The sequence below is a fragment of the Sphingomonas sp. T1 genome (genome assembly GCF_902506585.1).
In the GTDB taxonomy this organism is placed as follows: Bacteria; Pseudomonadota; Alphaproteobacteria; order Sphingomonadales; family Sphingomonadaceae; genus Sphingomonas; species Sphingomonas aerolata.
Genome location: NZ_LR733875.1, coordinates 257,391 through 276,657, shown reverse-complemented (window position 1 = coordinate 276,657; position 19,267 = coordinate 257,391). Strand labels below are relative to the sequence as shown.

The 19,267-nt window shown below is 65.8% G+C and carries 17 protein-coding genes and 1 other annotated feature; of the genes, 11 read left to right on the top strand and 6 right to left on the bottom strand.

The window, feature by feature from the left end:
• The first annotated feature begins 132 nt into the window (after positions 1–132).
• The 4 genes from yaaA (at position 133) to GV027_RS01190 (ending at position 4,891) form a co-directional block, all read left to right on the top strand.
• Positions 133–882, top strand: coding sequence for a peroxide stress protein YaaA (yaaA, locus tag GV027_RS01205; protein WP_159510695.1), 750 nt, complete (start codon positions 133–135; stop codon positions 880–882).
• Positions 879–1,565 (top strand): SDR family NAD(P)-dependent oxidoreductase, encoded by a 687-nt coding sequence (locus tag GV027_RS01200; RefSeq protein WP_056676150.1) that lies wholly within the window; start codon positions 879–881, stop codon positions 1,563–1,565. Before yaaA ends, GV027_RS01200 begins: the two co-directional genes overlap by 4 nt.
• Before the next feature lie 198 nt (positions 1,566–1,763).
• Positions 1,764–4,544: a DNA gyrase subunit A gene (gyrA, locus tag GV027_RS01195; RefSeq protein WP_159510694.1), complete on the top strand. Its 2,781-nt coding sequence runs from the start codon at positions 1,764–1,766 to the stop codon at positions 4,542–4,544.
• The gene (locus GV027_RS01190; RefSeq protein ID WP_159510693.1) at positions 4,541–4,891 is read left to right on the top strand and encodes a DUF952 domain-containing protein; all 351 of its coding nucleotides are present in this window, start codon (positions 4,541–4,543) and stop codon (positions 4,889–4,891) included. The genes gyrA and GV027_RS01190 overlap by 4 nt, the downstream gene beginning before the upstream one ends.
• A gap of 99 nt (positions 4,892–4,990) precedes the next feature.
• Here the strand turns inward: GV027_RS01190 and GV027_RS01185 are convergent, their stop codons facing one another.
• Entirely contained in the window at positions 4,991–6,472 is a 1,482-nt protein-coding gene (locus tag GV027_RS01185) for a SulP family inorganic anion transporter (RefSeq protein ID WP_159510692.1), read from the bottom strand.
• Positions 6,473–6,543: 71 nt separating this feature from the next.
• Positions 6,544–6,599: a sequence feature (sul1 is cis-regulatory element that is thought to sense ions involved in sulfur or methionine metabolism; They are found in Alphaproteobacteria), on the bottom strand.
• A 173-nt stretch (positions 6,600–6,772) separates the two neighbouring features.
• A complete protein-coding gene (locus GV027_RS01180; RefSeq protein WP_159510691.1) occupies positions 6,773–7,204 on the bottom strand; it encodes a DUF488 domain-containing protein in 432 nt (143 codons plus the stop codon).
• A gap of 58 nt (positions 7,205–7,262) precedes the next feature.
• Here GV027_RS01180 and trmFO point away from each other — a divergent pair, with 58 nt between their 5' ends.
• Positions 7,263–8,630 carry a methylenetetrahydrofolate--tRNA-(uracil(54)-C(5))-methyltransferase (FADH(2)-oxidizing) TrmFO gene (gene trmFO / locus GV027_RS01175; RefSeq protein WP_031439904.1) on the top strand — a complete coding sequence of 456 codons (1,368 nt, stop codon included), beginning with the start codon at positions 7,263–7,265 and terminating at the stop codon, positions 8,628–8,630.
• On the opposite strand, the gene GV027_RS01170 is transcribed toward trmFO, so the two are convergent.
• Both GV027_RS01170 and GV027_RS01165 read right to left on the bottom strand, forming a co-directional pair.
• The gene (locus GV027_RS01170) at positions 8,566–9,045 is read right to left on the bottom strand and encodes an EF-hand domain-containing protein (protein WP_159510690.1); all 480 of its coding nucleotides are present in this window, start codon (positions 9,043–9,045) and stop codon (positions 8,566–8,568) included. The two genes, trmFO and GV027_RS01170, sit on opposite strands and share 65 nt — an antisense overlap.
• A gap of 79 nt (positions 9,046–9,124) precedes the next feature.
• Positions 9,125–9,787 carry a squalene/phytoene synthase family protein gene (locus GV027_RS01165; RefSeq protein ID WP_159510689.1) on the bottom strand — a complete coding sequence of 221 codons (663 nt, stop codon included), beginning with the start codon at positions 9,785–9,787 and terminating at the stop codon, positions 9,125–9,127.
• 122 nt (positions 9,788–9,909) lie between these two features.
• Between GV027_RS01165 and GV027_RS01160 the strand changes: the two genes are divergently transcribed.
• Genes GV027_RS01160 through GV027_RS01150 form a run of 3 tightly spaced genes read left to right on the top strand, consistent with a single transcriptional unit; the run spans position 9,910 to position 12,859 of the window.
• On the top strand, positions 9,910–11,610 hold the full coding sequence (locus tag GV027_RS01160; RefSeq protein WP_159510688.1) for a TadE/TadG family type IV pilus assembly protein: 1,701 nt from the start codon (positions 9,910–9,912) through the stop codon (positions 11,608–11,610).
• On the top strand, positions 11,607–12,206 hold the full coding sequence (locus GV027_RS01155) for a TadE/TadG family type IV pilus assembly protein (protein WP_042466695.1): 600 nt from the start codon (positions 11,607–11,609) through the stop codon (positions 12,204–12,206). The genes GV027_RS01160 and GV027_RS01155 overlap by 4 nt, the downstream gene beginning before the upstream one ends.
• Positions 12,203–12,859, top strand: a complete 657-nt coding sequence (locus GV027_RS01150; RefSeq protein ID WP_159510687.1) for a TadE/TadG family type IV pilus assembly protein — start codon at positions 12,203–12,205, stop codon at positions 12,857–12,859. Before GV027_RS01155 ends, GV027_RS01150 begins: the two co-directional genes overlap by 4 nt.
• 49 nt (positions 12,860–12,908) lie before the next feature.
• Here GV027_RS01150 and GV027_RS01145 read toward each other — a convergent pair whose 3' ends face one another.
• Together GV027_RS01145 and pdhA are read right to left on the bottom strand one after the other, a co-directional pair.
• Entirely contained in the window at positions 12,909–14,333 is a 1,425-nt protein-coding gene (locus GV027_RS01145) for a pyruvate dehydrogenase complex E1 component subunit beta (RefSeq protein ID WP_159510686.1), read from the bottom strand.
• Positions 14,333–15,382 carry a pyruvate dehydrogenase (acetyl-transferring) E1 component subunit alpha gene (pdhA, locus tag GV027_RS01140; RefSeq protein ID WP_031394777.1) on the bottom strand — a complete coding sequence of 350 codons (1,050 nt, stop codon included), beginning with the start codon at positions 15,380–15,382 and terminating at the stop codon, positions 14,333–14,335. Before pdhA ends, GV027_RS01145 begins: the two co-directional genes overlap by 1 nt.
• Before the next feature lie 218 nt (positions 15,383–15,600).
• Here pdhA and GV027_RS01135 point away from each other — a divergent pair, with 218 nt between their 5' ends.
• Genes GV027_RS01135 through GV027_RS01125 form a run of 3 tightly spaced genes read left to right on the top strand, consistent with a single transcriptional unit; the run spans position 15,601 to position 19,222 of the window.
• The gene (locus GV027_RS01135; RefSeq protein ID WP_159510685.1) at positions 15,601–16,953 is read left to right on the top strand and encodes an MFS transporter; all 1,353 of its coding nucleotides are present in this window, start codon (positions 15,601–15,603) and stop codon (positions 16,951–16,953) included.
• Positions 16,950–17,870, top strand: coding sequence for a cysteine synthase A (gene cysK, locus GV027_RS01130; RefSeq protein WP_031394778.1), 921 nt, complete (start codon positions 16,950–16,952; stop codon positions 17,868–17,870). Before GV027_RS01135 ends, cysK begins: the two co-directional genes overlap by 4 nt.
• Before the next feature lie 5 nt (positions 17,871–17,875).
• Complete coding sequence (locus GV027_RS01125; RefSeq protein ID WP_159510684.1) at positions 17,876–19,222, top strand: cell wall hydrolase; 1,347 nt, start codon at positions 17,876–17,878, stop codon at positions 19,220–19,222.
• Positions 19,223–19,267 lie beyond the last annotated feature (45 nt).

The window sequence follows — 19,267 nt, the reverse complement described above, 5'->3', positions numbered from 1 at the left end:
TGGCGCGACGCTATATGGGTGTGGCCGATTGCGTTCAAGCAAGCAGCGGGAATCAGGGTGAAGACACGCCTTATGTGTCCCGCGCACTGAACGCCGATTGAACGCGCCGGGTTGCACGGCTAGGTGACCCGCATGATCGCCGTCCTCTCGCCCGCCAAGACGCTCGACTATGAGACCGCCCTGCCCCCCGTCACGCCGACACAGCCACGCTTCGCCGACGAGGCGACGACGCTCGCGCATGCGGCGGCGCATCTGACGCAGAAGCGGCTGAGCGAGCTGATGCACATCTCGCCGGCGCTCGCGAAGCTCAATGCCGACCGGTTCGGCGATTTCGACACGCTGCCCGAACGCCCCGCGCTGTTCGCGTTCGCGGGTGACGTCTATACCGGGCTTGATGCAAAGACGCTCGACGAGGCGGCGGTGGACTATGCGCAGGATCATCTGCGCATGCTGTCGGGTCTTTACGGGCTGCTCCGTCCGCTCGACGCGATGCGCCCCTATCGGCTCGAAATGGGGACGCGCTGGGCACCCCGTCAGAAGAAGCTGACCGACTGGTGGCGCGACCGGATCGCGAAGCTTCTGGCCGAGGACGTCGCGGCCGAAGGCTCCGGGACGATCCTCAATCTCGCCAGCCAGGAATATTGGGCGGCAGCCGATGGCAAGCTGCCAGCCGGAATCCGCGTCGTCGCGTTCGATTTCCGCGAGGGGGAGGCCCAGAAATTCGTCAGCGTCCACGCCAAGAAGGCACGCGGGATGGCGGCGCGCTGGATGCTCGAGCACCGCATCGACGATATCGAGGGGATGAAGGGCTTCGACACCGACGGCTATGCCTATGACGCGGCTGCCAGCACCGACGCGCAGTGGCGATTCGTGCGCCGATGAGCAGCGCGGTCGTCATCGGCGCCTCGGGCGGGATCGGCAAGGCGCTGGAAGAGGCGCTGCGCGACGAGGGCACATTCGATGCCGTCCACGGCTTCTCGCGGTCGGCCGATGGTGATCGCCATCTGGACCTGGAGGATGAAGCGAGCATTGTCGCGGCTGCAACGAAGGTCGGATCGCCGACGCTCGTGATCGTAGCGACGGGCTTGCTCCATGCGGGCGACAAGGGGCCTGAAAAGGCGATGCGCGATCTCGATCCGGTGTGGATGGCGCGCAACTTCGCGATCAACGCGATCGGTCCCGCTTTGGTCGCCAAGCATTTCCTGCCGACGATGCCCAAGGCGGGGCGGATCGTGTTCGCGGTCCTCTCGGCGCGGGTCGGCAGCATCGGCGACAACAAGCTCGGTGGCTGGTACGGCTATCGCGCGTCGAAGGCGGCGCTCAACCAGCTCGTCCGCACGATCGCGATCGAGGACAAGCGCCGCAATTCGAGCGGCATCGTCGTCGGGCTTCATCCAGGCACGGTCGACACCGGCCTGTCGCAGCCGTTCCAGGGCAATGTGACGCCCGGCACGCTGTTCAAGCCGGACCGGGCGGCGGTCCAGCTGCTCGACGTGATCGACGGCCTCCGCGCGCCCGACAGCGGGAAGCTGTTCGCCTGGGACGGGGTCGAGATTACCCCCTGACCCGGGCCTTCGCCCGCCCTGAAGTCCGTCACCCCAGCGAACGCTGGTAAAACGCATCGTGCCGACAACCGGCAATCACCCGCAAATACCGATGAAACCTCTCCTCTCCCCGCGCGTACGCGTGCGCGGGGGTAGTAAGGTGGTCCCCCCTCGGCTAAGGTGTGTCATCGTACCGAAACAAGCCGAAAGCCTTCAGATTTGACCGACGAGACCATGCTCGCCGAACCCACCGGCGGCGAGCCAGCCGGCATTGCCACCATCTCGATCGTCGACGAGATGAAGTCGAGCTATCTCGACTATGCGATGAGCGTGATCGTCGCGCGCGCGCTCCCCGACGTCCGCGACGGCCTGAAACCCGTTCATCGCCGCATCCTCTATGGCGCGCATGAGAGCGGCTTCGTCGCGGGCAAGCCCTATCGCAAGTCGGCGCGTATCGTCGGTGACGTGATGGGTAAATATCACCCGCACGGCGACAGCTCGATCTACGACGCCTTGGCCCGCATGACCCAGGACTGGTCGATGCGCGTGCCGCTGATCGACGGTCAGGGCAACTTCGGCTCGATGGATCCCGATCCGCCCGCGGCGATGCGCTACACCGAGGCCCGCCTAGGCAAGGTCGCCAATGCGCTGCTCGGCGATCTCGACAAGGATACCGTTGATTTCACACCCAACTATGACGGGTCGGAGCGCGAGCCGTCGGTGCTGCCGGCGCGCTTCCCCAATCTGCTCGTCAACGGCGCAGGCGGCATCGCGGTCGGCATGGCGACCAACATCCCGCCGCATAACCTCGGCGAAGTGATCGCCGCGTGCCTTGCCTATATGGACAATGGCGCGATCACGACCGAGGAACTGTTCGAGATCGTCCCCGGGCCCGACTTCCCGACCGGCGCGATCATCCTCGGCCGCGCAGGGGCGAAGTCCGCCTACGAGACCGGCCGCGGCTCGATCATCGTCCGCTCGCGCCACGTCGTCGAAGAGGGCAAGGGCGATCGCCGTTCGATCGTCCTGACCGAGATCCCGTTCCAGACCGGCAAGAACGGCCTGGTCGAGAAGATCGCCGAAGCCGCCAAGGACAAGCGCATCGAAGGCGTCAGCGACATTCGCGACGAATCGAGCCGCATGGGCGTGCGCATCGTCATCGACCTGAAGCGCGACGCGACCCCCGACGTGGTCCTCAACCAGCTCTGGCGGCACACCCCCGCCCAGTCGAGCTTCCCCGCCAACATGCTCGCGATCCGCGGCGGCCGCCCCGAGCTGCTGAACCTGCGCGACATCATCGGCGCGTTCATCACGTTCCGCGAACAGGTCATCACCCGCCGCTCGAAGTTCGAGCTCGCCAAGGCCCGTGAGCGCGCACACCTGTTGCTCGGCCTTGTCATCGCGGTCACCAATCTCGACGAAGTCGTCCGCATCATCCGCGGATCGTCGAGCCCCGCCGAAGCGCGCGGCAAATTGCTCGCACGCGAATGGCCAGTCGCGGAGATCGCGCCGTATATCGCGCTCGTCGAGGCGGTCGAGGACAAGCAGCAGGAGGGCATCTACAAGCTGTCCGAGCCGCAGGTCCGCGCGATCCTCGACCTTCGCCTCCACCGTCTCACCGCGCTGGGTCGCGACGAGATCGGCGACGAACTGAAGACGCTCGCGGCATCGATCGCCGAACTGCTCCATATCCTAGCCGACCGCGCCAAGCTGTACGAAGTCATGCGCGGCGAGCTGATCGCGATCCGCGACGAATTTGCGACTCCGCGCCGGTCCGAGATCGCCGCTGCCGCCAACGGCATCGACGACGAGGATCTGATCGAGCGCGAGGACATGGTCGTCACCGTGACCATGCAGGGCTATATCAAGCGCACCAGCCTCGACACGTTCCGTGCGCAGGCACGCGGCGGCAAAGGCCGCGCGGGCATGTCGACCAAGGACGAGGATGTCGTCACCGAGCTGTTCGTCACCTCGACGCACACGCCGGTGCTGTTCTTCTCGAACCTCGGCAAGGTCTATCGCTACAAGGTCTGGCGCCTGCCCGAGGGTGGCCCCGCAACCCGAGGGCGCCCGATGATCAACCTGCTGCCGCTGGCGCCGGGCGAGACGATCTCGACCGTGCTCCCGCTGCCGGAGGATCTGAGCGAGTGGAGCCGTCTGCACGTGATGTTCGCGACGCAGCGCGGGCTGGTGCGCCGCAACGCGATGGACGCGTTCACCAACGTGCCGTCGAACGGCAAGATCGCGATGCGTTTTGAAGAAGGCTCCGAGGACAAGCTGATCGGCGTCGCGCTGCTCACCGAGCATGACGATGTCCTGCTCGCGACGCGGCTCGGAAAAGCGATCCGCTTTGCCGGCGACGACGTCCGCGAGTTCCAGAGCCGCACCTCGACCGGCGTGCGCGGCGTGACGCTGAAGGGCGACGACGAGGTCATCTCGCTGTCAGTCCTCCACCGTGTCGGCGCAACCCCCGAAGAGCGCGAGACGTACCTGAAATTCGCCCCCTGGAAGGGCGAGCGCGATGGCGATCACGGCATGGGCGACGAGCGCTACAACGATCTCAAGGACCGCGAGCAGTTCATCCTGACGGTCTGCGAGAACGGCTATGGCAAGCTGTCGAGCGCCTACGACTATCGTCGCACGGGGCGTGGTGGTCAGGGTATCACCAACATCGACAATATCGGCCGTAACGGTCCGGTCGTGGCGAGCTTTGCTGCGGCCAAGGGCCATCAGCTGATGCTGGTGACCAACCAGGCCAAGCTGATCCGCACGACGCTTGCATCGCTGCGCGTCATCAGCCGCAATTCGGCCGGCGTGAAGCTGTTCGACGTGGCGAAGGGCGAGCATGTCGTTTCGGCCGCGCGGATCGAGGAAACCGAGGAAGACGCCGAGGTGAACTTGGCCGACGCAACGCCAGAGCTGGCGCCCGACACCGGCGCGACGATCGGCGAGGACACGGCGGCGGGCGATCCGACCGAAGGCCAGGGGGACGGCGAATGAGCCGCGACCCTATCGCCTACAAGGTGCTGACGGGCGAGCAGCTGGCGTCGCTGGAAAGCGGCAGCTTCGCCGGCGCGCCGGTCGATCTGGCCGATGGGTATATTCACCTGTCGACCGCGGCGCATCTGACCGAGACGGTCGACAAGCATTTCACCGGCCAGTCCGACCTGTACGTCGCCGCAGTCGATCTCGAAGCGATCGGCGACGACGTGACATGGGAAGAGTCGCGCGGCGGCCAGCTCTTCCCGCACATCTATAACGGTCCGCTCCTGCTCGAGACGGTGCTGTCCTACAGCCCGCTCGAACGCGACGATGCCGGCCAGGTTAAGCTGCCCGTAGCCGGCTAAAGCCCTGACCATCCTCCCCCGCCCGGGGGAGGTGGCAGGCAGAGCCTGACGGAGGGGGCGGCAACGACGACCGTCGTTTATCCGCCCCCCGCTACCCGATCACGCCGCCAGATCGCGCATCAACGGTGCATGCCGGTCGACGAGCACCGCGCTCGCCTGGTTCAGCCCGACGACCTCGACCACCGCACCATGCCGCCGCAGCTTGGCGACCACGTCGTCGAGCACGCCGACCGCGGTGACGTCCCAGAGATGCGCGCCCGTCAGGTCGATCCGCACATGCTTGGCCTCCTCACGCAGGTCGAACCGGTCCGCGAAGATATCCGCGCTGGCAAAGAACACCTGCCCCGTCACGCTGTAGATGCGCGTATCGCTCGCCGCGTCGTACTCGACCGTCACGTCCATCATCCGCGTGACCTTCCACGCGAAGAACACGCCGCTCAGCAGCACGCCCACCCCGACGCCGAGCGACAGGTCGTGGGTCGCAACGGTGACGACGACCGTCGCCAGCATCACCACGCTCGACACCTTGGGATGTCGCACCAGATCGCGCAGCGATCTCCAGGAAAAGGTGCTGATCGACACCATGATCATGATCGCGACCAGCGCCGCGACCGGCACCTGCGCGACCCAGGGACGCAACGGCACCATCACCACGAGCAGGAACACGCCCGCGACCATCGTCGACAGCCGTCCGGTGCCGCCATAGCGAACATTGCCGACCGTCTGGCCGATCATCCCGCACCCGGCGATCCCGCCGAACGCGCCCGCAGCGATGTTGGCGAGCCCGAGCCCGGTGCATTCGCGCGCCTTGGAGCTGCGCGTCTCGGTCATCTCGTCGACGACATTGGCGGTCATCATCGATTCGAGCAGCCCAACCGCCGCCATCGCAAGCGCATAGGGGGCGACGATGCGCAGCGTATCCCAGCTGAGCGGCACGTCGGGCAAGCCGAACGACGGCAGCGAATCGGGCAGCCGCCCGAGATCGCCGACCGTCTTCAGCGGCATCGGAAACCACATCGCGATTGCGGTCAGCACGACGATGCAGATCAGCGGCGACGGGATCGCACTCGAGATCCGCGGCACGAGATAGATGATCGCAAGCCCGCCCGCGATCATCGCATAGGCTTGCCAGCTGACCCCCACCATCTGCGGCACCTGCGCCGAGAAGATTAGGATCGCGAGCGCGTTGACGAACCCCGCATGGACCGAGCGCGAGACGAACCGCATCAGCACATCGAGCTTGGCGAGCCCGAACGCGATCTGCAGCATGCCCGCGAGGATCGTCGCGACGAGGAGATATTGAAGCCCGTGCGCATGAACGAGCGCGGCGGCGACCAGCGCGACGGAGCCCGCGGCGCCCGAGATCATCGCGGGGCGCCCGCCCGCAAAGGCGATGACGATGCCGATCACGAACGAGGCGAACAGGCCGACTTCGGGATCGATGCCGGCGACGAAGGAAAAGGCGATGACCTCGGGGATCAGCGCGAAAGTGCCGACCATGCCGGCGAGAATGTCACGCCGCGCGGCCGTCGGGCCGCTATACCACTCGGCGCGGTAACGAGAAAAAGCAGAAATTGTCATGGATATGTCCGCATAGGACGCACGAACCGCGGCGACCCTGTCGGTCGCGGGTGTTCACAATGGCGTCGTTGCGTTGTCCGGCGGATCGGCGGCCGGAATAGCCACCCGGAATTGCACCGGGTCCAAGCGAATGCGGGCGTGCTAGCGGATCAGGTGCTGCATTGCAACACGGTCTGCCACTCTTCCTCCACAACCCCGTCATCCTGACGAAAGTCAGGATCCAGAGCCACGAACGGTGAACTTCAGCAACTCTGGATCCTGACTTTCGTCAGGATGACGGAGGGTCAAGCCCGTCGAAAATCACGTAAACAGGTCGACCACCTCGGCCCCCTCGCCCACCGCCTGCAACAGCAGGGTCCGGTGGCAATGGCACGGGTCGCGCTCGTAACACAGCAGCGCGCTTGGCTTCTCCGCCGCGAGCGCGAGCATGATCGCCGCCTGCGCCTGCGCCTCGGGCAGTTCGAGTTGTTCGTCATACACCGCGGTCAACGTCGCGACGTCACCCTTCTTCGCTGCATCGCGCCCGCGCTTCGGCGTCCCCAGCGCCTTCAGGTGCGTGTAGTCGATCCCCGCCTCGTGCAACGACGCCGCAAGCGACGTCTTCGAGAATCCCGGCCGACGCGACAGCGGCAGCGCGCGGACGTCGATCACCCGCTCGACCCCGGCCCGCGTCAGCGCCGCGAGAAAGTCCGTCATCGTGGTGGCTTCATAGCCGATCGTGAAGATCTTCATGAGGACGAAGTGGGATTGGACCGCTGACACGGCAAGCGTCCGGCGCTATCTGACGGCCATGACCCACGACATCCATGTTATCGGCGGCGGCCTCGCCGGATCCGAAGCCGCCTGGCAGCTCGCCGAGGCCGGCCTCAAGGTCCGCCTGTCCGAAATGCGCGGCAGCGGCGAAGCCACGCCCGCGCACCAGACCGACGGCCTCGCCGAACTCGTCTGCTCGAACAGCTTCCGCTCGGACGATGCGGAGAGCAACGCAGTCGGCCTGCTTCATCAGGAACTCCGCACGCTCGGCTCGCTGATCATGCGTCAGGCCGATATCCACCGCGTCCCCGCCGGCTCCGCGCTCGCGGTCGACCGCGACAATTTCTCGAACAGCGTGACGGAGGCGATCGACCAGCATCCGAACATCACGCTCGTCCGCGAACGCATCGACGCGCTGCCCGACGGCCCGACGATCATCGCCACCGGCCCGCTCACCGCCGCCTCGCTCGCGGCCGGGATCGGCGCCGAGACCGGCCGCGAGGCGCTCGCCTTTTTCGATGCGCTCGCGCCGATCGTCCACCGCGACTCGATCGACATGGAGACCGCCTGGTTCGCCTCGCGCTGGGACAAGGGCGAGGGCAAGGATTACATCAACTGCCCGATGGACAAGGACCAGTATCTCGCCTTCCATCAGGGCCTGGTCGACGGCGAAAAGACGCCGTTCAAGGACTGGGAGAAGGACACGCCCTATTTCGATGGCTGCATGCCGATCGAGGTGATGGCGGAGCGCGGCGTCGACACGCTGCGCTACGGGCCGATGAAGCCCGTCGGGCTCGACAACCCCAAGACCGGGCGCTGGCCCTATGCGGTCGTCCAGCTGCGCCAGGACAATGCGCAGGGGACGCTCTGGAACATCGTCGGCTTTCAGACCAAGCTGAAGCATGCCGATCAGGTCCGGCTGTTCCGCACGATTCCGGGCCTGGAGAATGCCGAGTTCGCCCGGCTGGGTGGTCTGCACCGCAACACCTTCATCCGCTCGCCCGAGCTGCTCGACGCGACGCTGCGGCTGAAATCGCGGCCGAACATCCGCTTCGCCGGGCAGATCACGGGGTGCGAGGGCTATATCGAAAGCTGCGGCATCGGCCTGCTCGCGGGCAGGTTCGCCGCCGCCGAACTGACCGGCCAGACGCTGACGCCGCCGCCCTTTGCGACCGCACTCGGCGCGTTGCTCGGCCATATCACCGGTGGCGCAGAGGCCGAGACCTATCAGCCGATGAACGTCAATTTCGGGCTGTTCCCGCCGATCCCCGGCCGCACCAAGAAGACCGATCGCAAGCGGATGTACACCGATCGCGGCCGCGCGGCGCTGGCGGCGTGGCTCAACTCTCCTCAGACGACGGCGGAACCGGCGGACAGGCAGCCCGAGACGACGGCTTCCGCCTGACCGCGGTGGTGGCAAATTCGGGCGCGGTCATCGCGCCCGATTTGTCCGCATCCGCACCGGCGAACTTGGTCGTCGCCTTGACCGCCCATTCGTCGAACGACAGCCGCCCGTCGCCATCGACGTCGAGCTTCGTATAGGCCTTGCGCCGCGCGACCAGATATTCGTCGCGCGTCACCGCGCCGTCGCGATCCTTGTCATACCGTTGAAATCGCCGCTGTTCGCGCGTTGCATCGGTCGCGCGCGGTGCCATGCGTGGCAAGGGATCGGTTCCGCCATCCGCCTGTGCCTGGGTCTGCGCCTGCGCGGTCGGTTGTGGCGCCAGCACTGGCCCGGATCGCACCTTGCCGCCAAAACCCAGTATCGCCGCACCGATCAGCGCGATCAGCGCCGCGCCACCCGTCAGGTATCGCCACATCCCCGGTCTCCCCCACCCCCGGACGTCCCCGTCCAGGCGCAAGGCTAATCCCGCCGCGCGCCGATCTCAAACGAACCGGTCAGTATCCGACCAATCTGTGCAACAGCAGGCGGCCGACCCGCTTCGGGCTGCCAGCCGGATGCTCCGGCGCGGTAAGATCGGCCCGCGCCAGCAGTGCGAGTGCGCCAAGCGATCGTGCGCGTCGTGGCCAGCGACCGTGGAGCGCCGTATCGAGCCGCCCGCGCGCCATCGCGGCGACGCCTGCCGCGCGTGCCGGATCCGACAGCCGCAGCGACAGATCCGCCAGCGCCCATCCCTCGCCCGCCGCCGCGATGCGATCGTCCGACACCGCCAGCAACGATGCCGCCGCCGCGAACAGCTGCCCGCCGCGCAGGTGGGCAAAGCGTTCGACCGCTGCATCGTCGAGCGGCGTTTCAAGCAGCGCCTCCCACCCCTCGGCAATCGTCGCGATCGTCGCGCCGCCGATCTGCGGCACGACATGGCGTGCGAGCGCCTGCAACACGGGCTCGGCCGGCGCCGGCGCGGTGTCGAGCCGGCCGAGCGCCTCATACCACCAGGTCAGCCGCATCTGCCCGACGATTGGCTCGCGCGTCGTCTTGAGGATCGTACCGAGTGCCGTATCGAGCGCGAACAGCGCCTCGAGCCCGGGCCGAGTCGGGGCCGGCGCATAGCTCAGGGCAAGCGCGCGCTCGGGATTGGGTAAGTTGGCAGGGTCGACCATCGCGCTGCCATAGCTGCGAACGCGGCGCAGGGCACGCCCCCGCTCACGTTAACCATATCTCTTGAGCCGGGCTTACCGGATTGCCGGGCATGGGTGCGCGATCAAGATCCAGTGGGACATTCATGGCCAAGACGATTGCCCCGAAATTTGCAGCGCTGACGTTCCTCCGGCGTCTGCGACGGAACGTCAAAGGCAACACTTTGGTGATCGTCGCCTTCGCGATCATGCCGCTGCTGGCCATGGTCGGGTCCGGGCTGGACATGTCACGCGCCTATGTCGCGCGTGACCGGCTGCAGCAGGCCTGCGACGCGGGCTCGCTGGCGGCGCGGCGCCTGCTGGCGGGCCCGACGCTGACGAGCGACGTCGAAACCGAAGCCAGAAACTATTTTAACTTCAACTTCCCCAGCGGGGCCTTCGACACGACCCCGTTCACTCCCGTGGTCACCGTTCCCGCCGTTGGTACCGTCCGGATCACCGCGACGACCGCGATACCGACCACCGTGATGAAAATCTTCGGGTTCAACACCTTACCCCTGTCGATTACCTGCGCGGCGACGCAGGATTTCGTCGGCACGGACGTCGTGCTCGTCCTCGACATGTCGGGATCGATGAACTGCCCGACGAGCCGTCCCAATGACGCCTGCGGCGAGATCGAACAATCAGGATCGAAAATGCAGGCGCTGCGCGACGCGTCCGAGTCCCTCTACGACACCCTGGAGTCAGCGCAGAACCAGCTGCACAACAACAACCTCAGGCTTCGCTATGGCTTTGTACCCTATAATGCGACGGTCAATGTCGGCAGGCTCGTCTATGCCAAGGATGCGAGCTATATCCGCAACAGCGCACCCTATCAGACGCGGGCCCGGACCGGCGGACCTGTCTACAGCTCGCTGAACTGGTGCAACGCGTATGACGGCAGCTATTCAAGCTATTGGGGGGTCTGCTCGAACTACTGGACCTACCAGCAGGCGACGCTGAACACCGCGACGTTCAAGACGGGCGCATCGGTACCGACCCCTGGCGGATCGCCCAGCACGTCGACATCGAAATGGGCCGGGTGCATCGAGGAGCGCCAGACCAACAACACGACGATCGACGGCGGATCGCTGACGACGGCACCGTCGGACGCGTGGGACCTCGACATCAACCGGTTGCCGAACTCGGACGCCAGCCGTTGGGCGCCGTGGTGGCCCGAGACGGAATTCGATCCCGACCGGCGCGCCATCTATACCGATCCGAAATATTGCGCCAGCGAGGCCAGCCGCCTGAAGGAATACTACGGCGACAAGGCCGGCTTCATGAAATACCTCAATGATCTGCAGCCGCTTGGCGGCACCTATCATGATATCGGCATGATATGGGGCGCCCGGTTTATTTCGTCGGACGGCATCTTCGCATCGGCAACGCCCGAAACGAACAATCAGAGCGATCCCGACAATCCGAGAAAGCTTCGTGGCTTCTCGGTCAGGAAGTTCATGATCTTCATGACCGACGGCGACCTGTCGCCTTACCTGGACGTCTATACGACCTATGGCGCGGAGGAGCGCGACAAGCGCGTGCTGGGAACGACGACGGGCAATACCACCCAGCTCGCCGCAGCGCAGCTGTCGCGCCATCTCCAGCGCTTTCGCATGGCCTGCAATGCTGCCAGGGCGCAGGGTATCCAGCTGTACGTCATTGCGTTTTCGACCACGCTGACCAACGACATGCGGGATTGCGCGACACAGCCTTCCATGGCGTCAGGCATCACCACCTCCGCCGCGCTCATCCAGAAGTTCAAGGAAATCGGTACCAAGGTCGGATCGCTACGGGTGAGCCAGTGATCGCTCAATTAGCGCCGGCAAGGCGGCGCATTGCGGCAGATGTCGCGGGCGCAACGATCGTCGAATTCGCCCTGATCGTACCGTTGCTGATTGGGTTGCTGATGATGATCCTGGAGGTCGGGTATCAGAATTATGTCGAGGCCATGGTACAGGGCGCGCTCGCAAAGGCATCACGGCTGACCACGGTCGGCAACACGACCGCCGCCAACGTGAGCGCAACGATCAAGGCCGAGGTCCGCGCCGTAGTCCCGGCAGAATATGTCACCGTGTCGACGCGCCGCTATTACAACTTCTCGAATGTCGGCAAGCCCGAGAAGATCACGTCGGACACGGACCCGCGCGGCACGTTCAATCTTGGGGACTGTTTCGAAGATGCGAACAACAATGGCATTTACGACGCGACGCCGGGCGATGACGGTGTCGGTAGCGCGGACGACGTCATCTTCTACACAGCGACCGTGAGATACCCCAATCTGACGCCGGTCGGACCGCTGATGGGCTGGACGCGCACCCGGACAGTTACGGAAACGACGCTGGTACGAAACCAGCCCTTTACCTCGCGTGCGGCACCGACGGTCGTATGTACCAAGCCATGACGAGGATCGACAGCACCGCAAGGCCAGGGGTTCTTGCCGACACGCGTGGCCTCGCAATGATCGAATTTGCGATCGTTGCGCCGTTCCTTCTGACACTGGGTCTCGCCGGTGCCGAACTGACGCACATGTCGATCGCCAAGATGCGCGTCAACCAGATCGCCACGACCGCGTCCGACAACGTCGCACGCGTGCGGGATTCGATCAACGAGGCCGATGTCAACGAGGTCCTGCTCAGCCCGAAGTTGCTAGGGACCGATATCGACTTTGCCGATAACGGCCGCGTCGTGATTTCGAGCGTCGAACCCAATGGTCAGACCGGCACGAAGGCGGGACAGTGGATCCGTTGGCAGCGGTGCACGGGGGCGCTGAACACAAGTGCCTCGCAGCCGGCTTATGGCCTGCAGGACAAGGGCAAGGCCGATGCAAGCCTGCAATATATGGGACTGCCCAGTCGCAAGATTGCGGCGGCCCCCGGAACTGCGCTGATCTTCATCGAGGTGACATACAAGTATCAGCCGCTCGTCTCGCAGCGATTTTTCGGCGCCCCGGTCCTGCGCGCCGAGGCCGTGTACAATGTGCGCGAACGCAACGACCAGACCCTGGCCGCCGTTGCGGGTGTCACGCCGAGTCTGTGCTCGACCTACGCAGCATGATCGCTCCGACCGGGTTCATCGGTCGGAGCGATCAGCAACATCTCACTGGTTACCGGTACGTCACCTTCTTCGCCGCATCGACGACCTTGGCGACATCGACCAGCATCAGCTTTTCGAGGTTCGCCGCATAGGGCATCGGCACGTCTTCGTTGGTCACGCGCAGCACCGGCGCGTCGAGGTCGTCGAAGCCGTGCTCCATCACCACCGACACGATCTCGGACGCGATCGAGCAGGTTGCCCAGTTTTCCTCGACGATGATCATGCGGTTGGTCTTGGCGAGGCTTTTCAGCACCGTGTCGGTGTCGAGCGGACGCAGCGTGCGCAGGTCGATGACCTCCGCGTCGATCCCCTCCTCGGCGAGCTTCTCGGCGGCTTCGAGGCTGATGCCCACGCCGATCGAGTAGCTGACGATCGTCACGTCCTTGCCCTCGCGGACGATCCGCGCCTTGCCGATCGGCAGGACGTGATCGTCGAGCTTGGGAACGTCGAAGCTGCGGCCGTACATCAGCTCGTTCTCGAGGAACACGACCGGATCGTCTGTACGGATCGCCGCCTTCAGCAGGCCCTTGGCATCCGCCGCGTCATAGGGCGCGATCACGATCAGGCCGGGGACGCTCGCATACCAGGCCGCAAAGTTGTGCGAATGCTGTGCACCCACGCGCGACGCGGCGCCGTTGGGACCACGGAACACGATCGGGCAACGCATCTGGCCACCCGACATGTAGTTGGTCTTCGCGGCCGAGTTGATGATGTGATCGATCGCCTGCAACGCGAAGTTGAAGGTCATGAACTCGACGATCGGGCGGAGGCCGCCCATCGCCGCGCCTGCACCGATACCGGCAAAGCCGTATTCGGTGATCGGCGTGTCGATCACGCGACGCTCGCCGAACTCGTCGAGCAGCCCCTGCGTGACCTTGTACGCGCCCTGATACTGCGCGACTTCCTCACCCATCACGAAGACGCGGTCGTCCTCGCGCATTTCCTCGGCCATCGCATCGCGCAGCGCCTCGCGGACGGTCGTCTTGACCATCTCGGTACCCTCCGGGATCGCCGGATCGGTCTTGCCGACCTTCTCCGCCGACGCGACGAGCTGCTGCGTCCCGCTCTCGGCCTTGGCAGGCGACGCGCCTTCGGGAACCGGCGGCGCCTTGTCGTCCGACGGCGTTTCCTTCGGTGCGGCGTTGGCGGCCTCGCCCGCGCGTGCCTCGGTCGGCGCGCTGTCGGCGCTTTCGCCCTCTTCGAGCAGCGTCGCGATGACGGTGCCGACCTTCACATTGTCGGTACCTTCGGCAACCATGATCTTGCCGATCGTGCCCTCGTCGACCGCCTCGAACTCCATCGTCGCCTTGTCGGTCTCGATCTCGGCCATGATGTCGCCGGAATTGACGCTATCGCCTTCCTTGACGAGCCACTTCGCGAGCGTGCCCTCTTCCATCGTCGGGGAGAGCGCGGGCATCTTGATCTCGATCGCCATCAGTACGACTCCACCAGAACGTCGGTGTAGAGCTCGGCGACATCCGGCTCGGGGGTCTGCTCGGCGAAATCGGCGGCTTCGTTCACGGTCTTCCTGATCTCTTGTTCGATGGACTTCAGGTCCGCCTCGGTCACGCCCTGCTCGTCGAGCAGCTTTTTGATGTGATCGATCGGGTCGGACTTGTCGCGGACCGCCTGGACCTCGTCACGCGTACGGTATTTCGCCGGATCGGACATCGAGTGGCCACGATAGCGATAGGTCTTCATCTCGAGGATGACCGGGCCCTTGCCCGCGCGGACCCAGGCGATCGCCTCTTCGGCGGCCCCGCGGCACGCCAGCACGTCCATGCCGTCGACCTGGATGCCGGGAATGCGGAACGATTCGCCGCGGCGATAGAGCTGGTCCTCGGCCGAGGCGCGATTGACGCTCGTGCCCATGGCGTACTGGTTGTTCTCGATCACGAAGATGATCGGGAGCTTCCACAGCTCGGCCATGTTGAAGCTCTCATACACCTGGCCCTGGTTTGCGGCGCCGTCGCCGAAATAGGCCATGCAGATGCCGCCGTCGTTCGAATATTTGTGCTTGAACGCGAGGCCGGTGCCCAGCGACACCTGAGCACCGACGATGCCGTGCCCGCCGTAGAATTTATGCTCGGTCGAGAACATGTGCATCGACCCGCCCTTGCCCTTCGAGATGCCCGAGCCGCGCCCGGTCAGCTCGGCCATGATCACCTTCGGGTCGATCCCGTACGCGAGCATGTGCCCATGGTCGCGATAGCCGGTGATGACCGAATCGGTCTCGCCGTCGAGCGCGGACTGCAGGCCGACGGCGACGGCTTCCTGGCCGATGTACAGATGGCAGAAGCCGCCGATCAGGCCGAGACCGTAAAGCTGGCCCGCCTTTTCCTCGAAACGCCGGATCAGCAGCATCTGTTTGTAGAAGGCGAGCAGCTCGTCCTTGCTGGCCTCATAGGGCTTGGGTTCGGCCGGCCGTTCACGGTTGGTGATCGGGGGCTCGGCGATTGCACGTGCTGGGGGGGCTTTGGCCACGATGTGGGAAACCTCGTTTTCCGTAGGGGAGTTGCCGCAGCCTATAGGCGCGGACGGGGCCGAACATCAATTCCCGTCTGGGGTATGCGATTCTGCGACTGTCCCGCGAGCCTCGATCCGTCGTGCCCGACTCGCGGGCTGTGGCCCCCGCCCCTATCCCCGCCCCAAGCAAAGCTCCGGTTGCCCTTCCCGCGCCCGACCCCCTAAAGCCCGGGGCGATGAATCCTACGAGCGACCCGCATCAGCATCCCTTCCGGATCGCCAATTTTCGCGCCTATTGGCTGTCGCGGTTCGCCGGCACGATCGCGGTGAGCGCGATGTCGATCGTCATCGGCTGGCAGGTCTACAACCTCGCGCGCGAGACGATGGACATCCGCCAGGCGGCGTTCATGCTCGGGATGATCGGCTTTGCGCAGTTCGTGCCGCTGTTCCTGCTGACCCCGATCACCGGGCTCGTCGCGGACAGCTTCGACCGGCGCTGGATCGTCCGCGGCACGACCACGCTACTCGTGCTCACCGCCGCGACGCTCTGGCTGCTGACATGGTCCGGCCATCTCACGCTCGGCGCATTGTTCGCCGCCGCGGTCGCCTTCGGCGTCGCGCGAGCCTTTTCCGGCCCGGCTTATTCGGCGCTCGCGCCCAATCTCGTGCCCCGGGCTGTGCTCCCCACCGCGATCGCGATCAGTTCGATCGCGTGGCAGGTCGGAACGATCGCAGGCCCGAGCGTCGGCGGGCTTCTCTACGCGATCCATCCCGAGGTCGCTTATGGTGTGGCAACGCTGCTCTTCCTCGTGGCGCTGGTGTTCATGTTCCTGATCGGCCCGGTGGCACAGCCCGCCGCGCAGACCGACCATCGCCCCCTCGCGCGGATCATCGAGGGCTTCACCTATGTCCGCCGCAACCGGCTGGTGCTCGCGACGATCACGCTCGACCTGTTCGCGGTACTGCTGGCGGGTGCCACGTCGCTGTTGCCGGTCTATGCCCGCGATATCCTGCATGTCGGGTCGCAGGGGCTCGGCGTGCTTGCCGCGGGCATGGGAATCGGTGCCGCGGTCACCGCGATCTGGTTCTCGATTCGACCGATGTCGCGCAATGTCGGGGTCAAGATGCTGGTCGCGGTGATCGTGTTCGGCATCGCGATCCTAACCTTCGGGGTCGCGACGCCGATCGTCGAGCTGATCGGACTCACCCCCGGCACGATTGCGGGGTTCCCCGTCCACCCCGCCTTCGTCCTCAGCCTCGTCGCGCTGATCGTCGCGGGCGGTGCGGACATGATCTCGGTCTATGTCCGCCAGTCGCTCATCCAGCTTCACACGCCCGACGTGATGCGCGGCCGCGTCAGCGCGGTATCGCAGCTGACGATCTCGGCCTCGAACGAGCTCGGCGAATTCGAAAGCGGGGTGATGGCGTCGCTGCTCGGCCCCGTCGGCGCAGTGGTGTTCGGCGGGGTTGGTGCTATTGCCGTCACGATCGGCTGGGCGCGCCTGTTCCCGGAACTCGGGGCGGCGAAGACCTTTGATCCCCCCGAGATCCTAGAGACCGAACCACAGCACGGAGAAGCCAAGCCATGAAAGCCTCCTCGATCCTGGACACGATCGGCAACACACCGCACGTCCGCCTGTCGAAGCTCTTCCCCGATTCCGAAGTCTGGGTGAAATCCGAACGGTCGAATCCTGGCGGTTCGATCAAGGACCGTATCGCGCTGGCTATGATCGAGGCCGCGGAAAAGGCCGGTGACTTGAAGCCCGGCGGCACAATCATCGAGCCGACCAGCGGCAACACCGGCGTCGGCCTTGCGATGGTCGCAGCGGTCAAGGGCTACAAGCTGATCCTCGTGATGCCCGAGAGCATGAGCGTCGAACGTCGGCGTCTGATGCTCGCTTATGGTGCGACCTTCGACCTGACCCCGCGCGAGAAGGGCATGAAGGGCGCAATCGAACGCGCGCGCGAGCGCGTCGCCGAAACGCCCGGCGCCTGGATGCCGCAGCAGTTCGAAAATCCTGCGAACATCGACGTGCATGTCCGCACGACGGCACAAGAAATCCTCCAAGATTTCCGGGATACGCCGATCGACGTGATCATCACGGGCGTCGGCACCGGCGGCCACATCACGGGCGTCGCCGAGGCACTGAAGGCGCACTGGCCCGAACTGAAGGTCTATGCGGTCGAGCCCGCCGCCTCGCCGGTGATCGCCGGTGGCCAGCCGGGCCCGCATCCGATCCAGGGCATCGGCGCAGGCTTCATCCCCGCCAATCTCCACACCCAGGCGATCGACGGCGTGATCGAGGTCGATGCCGCGGTCGCCAAGGACATGGCGCGCCGCTCGGCAGCCGAAGAGGGCATGCTGGTCGGGATCAGCTCGGGCGCGACGCTGGCCGCGATCCTGCAGAAGCTTCCCGATCTTCCCGACGACGTCCGCGTCCTCGGCTTCAACTATGATACCGGCGAGCGCTATCTGTCCGTGCCGGACTTCCTTCCGGAGCAGTGACGACAATGACCGATGCGCGTGGCGCCGTTTATCTGCGCGTGTCGGTACTCGCGATCGCGGCTGCGGCGATCGTCGGACCGACGCTCGTCGTGACCAATCCCCCGGCGCTGCCCCACCCGGCGCGCGCCGCGATACCGAAGCAGCGCGTCGTGCCGCAGGCGGAGCTGCCCCCGGTCGAGCCGGTCCGGTTCGTCGACCTCGCGCCGGAGGATGCGCGGGCGTTCAACGCCACGGTGCCGTTCTCGACCGATCCGAACCCCGCTGCACGGCCGTTCCGCTTCGCCGGCACCACCGACGACCTCGCACGCGCGACCGACTGCCTCGCGGCCGGCACGCTGTACGAGGCGGGCGACGACACGATCGGCGAACGCGCCGTCGCGCAGGTCGTGCTCAACCGCCTGCGACATCCCGCCTTTCCGAAAACCGTCTGCGGGGTCGTGTTCGAAGGAGAGACGCGCGCGACGGGATGCCAGTTCAGCTTCAGCTGCGACGGCGCGCTGCTTCGATGGAAGCCCTCCGAGGACGCTTGGCGCCGGGCGCGCAGCGTCGCGACCGCCGCATTGTCGGGCAATGTCTATCGACCGGTCGGCTATGCCACGCATTACCACACCGACTGGGTCGTCCCCTATTGGCAGTCGAGCCTCGACAAGATCGTCGCGGTCGGCTCGCACCTGTTCTTCCGTTGGTCGGGCTGGTGGGGCACACCCCCGGCCTTCCGGCGTGCGCCCGAACAGGGCGAACCGGTCATCGCGCAGCTCGCGCCTATTTCGGAGGCGCACCGCACCGCCGCCGCGCTGTCAGAGGCCGATGCCGCGATTGCCGAAGCATCCGCCGCGCTCGGCTTCGTCTTGGGCGACGATGCGGTCGCCGGTGACGGCGCGAACGCCGCCTCCACGCCCTTCGCGACGGCCGAAGGCGATACGGTGCTGATGACCTTCTCGCCGGGCGTGCTCCCCAACGCCTACCCGACGCTCGCGACGATCGCCTGCGGCGACCGTGCCTTTTGCCGGTTCATGGCATGGGCCGACAAAACCAAGGCCGCAACGTCCACGCCGCTGACGCCGGTGCAGAGCGCGGCAATCACGTTCAGCTACCTGCGCGATCGCTCGGCCGATTACGAAAAGGCGCTGTGGAACTGCCAGCAGGTCCGCCGGCCCGATCCCTCGCAGTGCATGCGCGCGCGACAGACGCTGCGCGCGGCCCCCGCGGCGGCGGACAAGGCTGCACCCCCGGCGGATGCGCCACAGGAACTCGACGGTGTGCGGCGCAAGACACCCGCCACGCCAGCGGCGGCCGCAGCCCCGGCGTTGAAGCCGGACGTCAGGAAAGCACCGCAAGCGACCGAGATGTAACGGAAAGATCGGCATATCAGTCGCCGCGCAACAGTCAGATCCAAA